This is a genomic window from Coleofasciculus sp. G3-WIS-01 (assembly GCF_040223135.1).
GTDB lineage: Bacteria > Cyanobacteriota > Cyanobacteriia > Cyanobacteriales > Coleofasciculaceae > Coleofasciculus.
The window spans coordinates 1-4,423 of record NZ_JAVJZI010000190.1 but is presented as its reverse complement, the minus strand read 5'-3'; the positions used below and the strand labels follow the sequence as shown (position 1 = coordinate 4,423).

4 protein-coding genes are annotated in these 4,423 nt (G+C 42.3%); 2 read left to right on the top strand and 2 right to left on the bottom strand.

Features of this window, described 5'->3' with window-relative positions:
- Window positions 1-159 precede the first annotated feature (159 nt).
- Window positions 160-1,518 carry an AAA-like domain-containing protein gene (locus tag RIM23_RS19690; protein WP_446368819.1) on the bottom strand — a complete coding sequence of 453 codons (1,359 nt, stop codon included), beginning with the start codon at window positions 1,516-1,518 and terminating at the stop codon, window positions 160-162.
- Window positions 1,519-2,238: 720 nt separating this feature from the next.
- On the opposite strand from RIM23_RS19690, the gene RIM23_RS19685 reads away from it, so the two are divergent.
- Both RIM23_RS19685 and RIM23_RS19680 read left to right on the top strand, forming a co-directional pair.
- Window positions 2,239-2,613, top strand: a complete 375-nt coding sequence (locus RIM23_RS19685) for a response regulator transcription factor (RefSeq protein WP_446368818.1) — start codon at window positions 2,239-2,241, stop codon at window positions 2,611-2,613.
- A 134-nt stretch (window positions 2,614-2,747) separates the two neighbouring features.
- Entirely contained in the window at window positions 2,748-3,611 is an 864-nt protein-coding gene (locus tag RIM23_RS19680) for a DUF4388 domain-containing protein (RefSeq protein ID WP_446368817.1), read from the top strand.
- Between the two features lie 91 nt (window positions 3,612-3,702).
- Here RIM23_RS19680 and RIM23_RS19675 read toward each other — a convergent pair whose 3' ends face one another.
- Window positions 3,703-4,263, bottom strand: coding sequence for a DUF2062 domain-containing protein (locus tag RIM23_RS19675; protein ID WP_446368816.1), 561 nt, complete (start codon window positions 4,261-4,263; stop codon window positions 3,703-3,705).
- Window positions 4,264-4,423: the final 160 nt, after the last annotated feature.

Here is a 4,423-nt window from a genome sequence, read left to right as displayed (position 1 = left end):
TTTTACACTCAAATCACTTCTTTAGTCGAATACAGATGTTTAAATTTGAGCGACAGTAGCTTAAAGCTGGAAAGCACCTTAAGGTGTCATGACCCAGGTAGCGTAGTTCATTAAAGAACTGAGACTGGCTATCTCTACAGTGTTGGTATTGGTTGTCCATTACTGTCCACTGTTCGACGGATAGCGAAAATACTCCTCATACAACTGACAGCTTACCACCACGCGATCGCGAACCCAACGCACTAACCCGAAACTGTGCAGCTTCAACATCTCGATTGGATCAAGTTCTACCGCATCATTTGCCTTAAGCACCTGTTGATAAGCCACCGCTAAATCTGGATACTGGCGCAGCCTCCATAAATGGCGATGCAGGTGATTCCCATAAATTCCTGTATCTGTTGCTACAGTTTCTAATAATGATTTTAAACTCACCTGATGCTTGACCATTTCATAGAACATCAAACGCACCAAATAGGGAAATCCTGCCAAAAGTCCCATCAGCTGATCCAGTTCCTGGGATGATAAATAGAGTTGATGACGCTTTGCCAACTCAAAGACTTGTTCACGAGTAAACGGGGGTAACTGAATCCCTAACCCCACCGTCAACAGGGATTGATGCGGATGAAACGAAAGATAACCCTCTGTAGAATGAACTAGCACCAAGCGCAATTTTGAAAAGACGGGGATATCTTTGGTATCGTCTTGCCAGGAGTGTAATAATGCGAGAAAGTCTCCCGCGATCGCCGGATACTGCAAAACTTGATTCACTTCATCAACAGCTAATACTAAGGGGCGATCGCTGTGGCTGAGTAAGTAATCCTGGAAATAAAGCGTGCAGCTAATCAAACAGCCCATTTCTTCATCCCAATACTCATCCAGCTTCGGTTCTAATCCAAGTTGTCGTGTCACATTGACACAAAACCAGCGCAAAAATTTCGCGATCGCGCTGAACACTGGACTCTCCGCCTGATGTAAGCTTAATCGTACCGTCCGATAGTTCTGCTTTTGTGCATCAGCGAGAATTCTTGCCATTAACGAGGTTTTTCCCATCTGCTGGGAACCCTCCAAACGCAGGATGGTGGCGGGTTGGCGGATTTGCTGATAGCAGTCTGATTCTAGGGGCGATCGCTCAATATAATAGATAGAGTTTAACGCAACTTGTCCCTCTGGTACTTCTAAGGGGACAACCTGCCGAGGTTTGAGCGACTTAGTCGTTGCCAAACCCTTACCATTAAACAGTTTTCGTTCTAGTACCGAGCGAAAATTCGTCTTATTAACTTTTTCCCCACAGGCTTTTGAGAGTAAACGCCATAACTTCGGCGCGACGCCTTGCTTAATATAATTGGCAGAATAACCATTTTCCAGAGAAATCTGATCATACGTCTTAGGTTCATCCTGCCATGATGCCCACAGAATAGCTTTTTGAATATAACTCAGCGAATGACCGGTCTTGGCAACCAGGAATGTATCGATACATTCCAATACCTGATCAATTGGGCGATGTCCCTGTGTAATCATCGTACACCTTCTCAGCTTGCAGCGCGGCTACTCGCTATCCTCTCAGTTCAGGGTATGTCACGCCTTGTCAATTCATAAAAGTTCACTAAATTAGACGAAGTTGACTCCCTAAAGTTATCATTTTAATCTATTGACAATTCTAATTTATTGTGTATTAAACGAGAAGCGCCGAGGCCTAGCAGTTGATATTCCCTAACTAAGTTATCAATTTTCTATATTGACAAATCTATAAAATTAAACATGTTTTTCATAATCCAACATTCCGTTTAGTTTGTCAACCCTCTTATTTAAAGAGTTTGTAAATTTTTGGGGACAGCAATTAAAGATTAGATAAAGCTTCCCCTTTCATCAGCACAAAGCTGATGTCAAATTTATATATTGTTGATAGAGGTTAAATTTGGCATCATAATAAGTATAGATGGGTAGGTTATTAAACGCCATAAAATTTATTACTCAGTTTAATGAGGATGAGCTGGAAAAGAGGTCGCTGGTATTGATCCGCATTCTTGGCTAAAGCTATTAACCAAAAATCGCTGCTTATTTGAGTGATTGTAATGCGTCGTAACTGAATCGATCACAGTGCTGAACAGGCGTATAAGAATTCAAGGATTTAACCGGAAAGTTAGGGATTTCTCTTGTAAAACTAACAGATATAAGTTGGTCTAATAAAGAGTAACTTGTCTGGTCGAGTTTCCGGAATCATTAACCCTGATTTAGAAAATGGATTTAGATATCATGAAAATCCTTGTCGTCGAAGATAACCTAGACTTTGCCGAAGCTTTATTTGAATGTCTCACGTTTGAAGGCTATGTCGTTGATGTAGTTACAAATGGCGAATTGGCGTGGGAAAGGGCAATAGGAACAGACTACAACTTGATACTTTCTGATATCGAAATTCCCCAACTGGATGGGATAAGTCTGTGTAAAAAATTGCGTTGGTACGGCTATCGTCTGCCGATATTCCTAATGACAGGTTTAGCACCAGATTTACCGACCATCTCGACTAATGAAGCCAAGGCTAATGCTTATTTTTTCAAGCCGTTCAATTTCCAAGAATTGTTAGAGCAGATTCGATTTAACTGTACCTGTTCCTAGGTAAAGAATCTTAGGGGGTGGATGTTTGCTAAGCTACCAATAACCGCTCAACGAAATCAAAAGTTATGTACAGACAAGAAAATTCGCTCTTTTAAAGAGTTTAAACTCAATCCTTAAAATACCTTTCAATTATCATGTGCATCACAGGTTCTCTTGCTGATTTTTCTCTACCGCAAGTTTTTTGGTTACTTGAAACCGGACATCAAAGCGGTTTGCTAACTTTGCATCCTGACGATAGGGAGCAAACGTCCTCAAATAAAGCGTATTATATTTGGGTGTATCGGGGAAACCTTGTCGGGATGGCAAATTTGTTAGATCATCAAGGTTTAGTCTCCTTGATTGCCCAACGGCGCTGGCTAAAGGATAGCTGTCCATCCAGTCTCTTTGCTAAACTGAGTCGGTTATGTCCCCAGCATCAACCTTTGGGTTCTTATCTTAAAAAACAGGGAATTTTAACCAACCAGCAACTCAAGTGGCTATTCCAAGCTCAAGTTCTCCAGCCAATTTATGATGCATTTAAACTCAAATCAGGTCATTTTAGGTTTGACCATAATGTACCACTACCAACAATAGAAATGACAGGCTTGAGTATATCGGCGACACTAGCAACATTAATCGGACTCAGAAATTTGCCGAGTTGGGAGGCTTTGGCTGATCAGTTACCTGATCCGGATATCGGCTTAGCCAGTGTGGTGAATGTTAAACCTGATTATCCGTTAAATGACCTAGAGTGGCAAGTTTGGACTTATACTGATTGCATGGTGTCTCTCCAATCGATCGCCCAATACCTACAACTTCCCCTGAAAACGGTACAGCAGATTGCTTTTCGCTTAATTGCGATTGGTTTAGCCGAAGAGATTTTTCTAGAGGTAGAGGATAACTTTACCCCAACTGTTGAGTCTCCATCAGCAGGGTTACACAAAGACTCCTATCGGGAAACCGTCAGTTATTCATTTCTGCAAAATTTACTGGGATTTTTAGTCCCTAAAGCCTCTTAGATGGTTGGTGTAGGGGTGGGTTTCAATACTGCAAGCAGACGTTCCACGCCTTACGTCTGGAACAGGCTACCCCTAATTAATATAACGGTTTTTAGCGATGACGTTGGCGACGTGATCGATAAGAGGCGCGAACCCGCCGCACCAGTATCAATCCTAGGAAATAACTACAAATCGCACCAACCATTCCCACTGTAAAGCAGCCGACAAATAACGTCCCGATAATCTCAGATCCTAATTCTTTGAACTCCTGCCAAGATCCTAGGCTAATATCGGTTAAGCCATTTTCCTGGAGTAGCCATTGACCGACATGGAAGTTAAATGCATAAATCGGCACATACGTCAAGGGATTACTCACCCAAGTACCAGCCGCCGCGATAATCTTATTTCCGCGAAAGATAAGGGCTAGACATATACCTAAAATGGTTTGTAGCCCAAATAGGGGAAACAATCCCGCAAACACACCACAGGCTAAGCCGCGTGCGATCACTTCTGGGGGTCCAGAGAGACGAATTAAGCGCCAGTAATAGTATTGTATGCGGCGCCGGAAACTGGGTCTGATATAGCGGTTGCGATTGGGGGAAGGACAAATGGGTTCAGGCTTTACCTCTAATGATGAACGTTGGGGGCGAGTTTGCAAGGAATTTCTAGACATACAGGCTAGAGAATCTACTGTTACGTCATAAGCGATGGTGAAAGCCCTCGTGATTTATCCGAGGGATGAAACCGAGCAATGTGTTTAGTTTAGCAACTTTAGTTGCTTTTCTTTCTAATCTTAGGTATAATAATAATATGAGAAACAGAGTTTGTAGGTG

Excerpts from the sequence above, each read along its gene's own strand:
- RIM23_RS19680 (WP_446368817.1), top strand. The coding sequence starts at position 2,748 with ATGTGCATCACAGGTTCTCTTGCTGATTTTTCTCTACCGCAAGTTTTT.
- RIM23_RS19690 (WP_446368819.1), bottom strand. The coding sequence starts at position 1,518 with ATGATTACACAGGGACATCGCCCAATTGATCAGGTATTGGAATGTATC.
- RIM23_RS19685 (WP_446368818.1), top strand. The coding sequence starts at position 2,239 with ATGGATTTAGATATCATGAAAATCCTTGTCGTCGAAGATAACCTAGAC.
- RIM23_RS19675 (WP_446368816.1), bottom strand. The coding sequence starts at position 4,263 with ATGTCTAGAAATTCCTTGCAAACTCGCCCCCAACGTTCATCATTAGAG.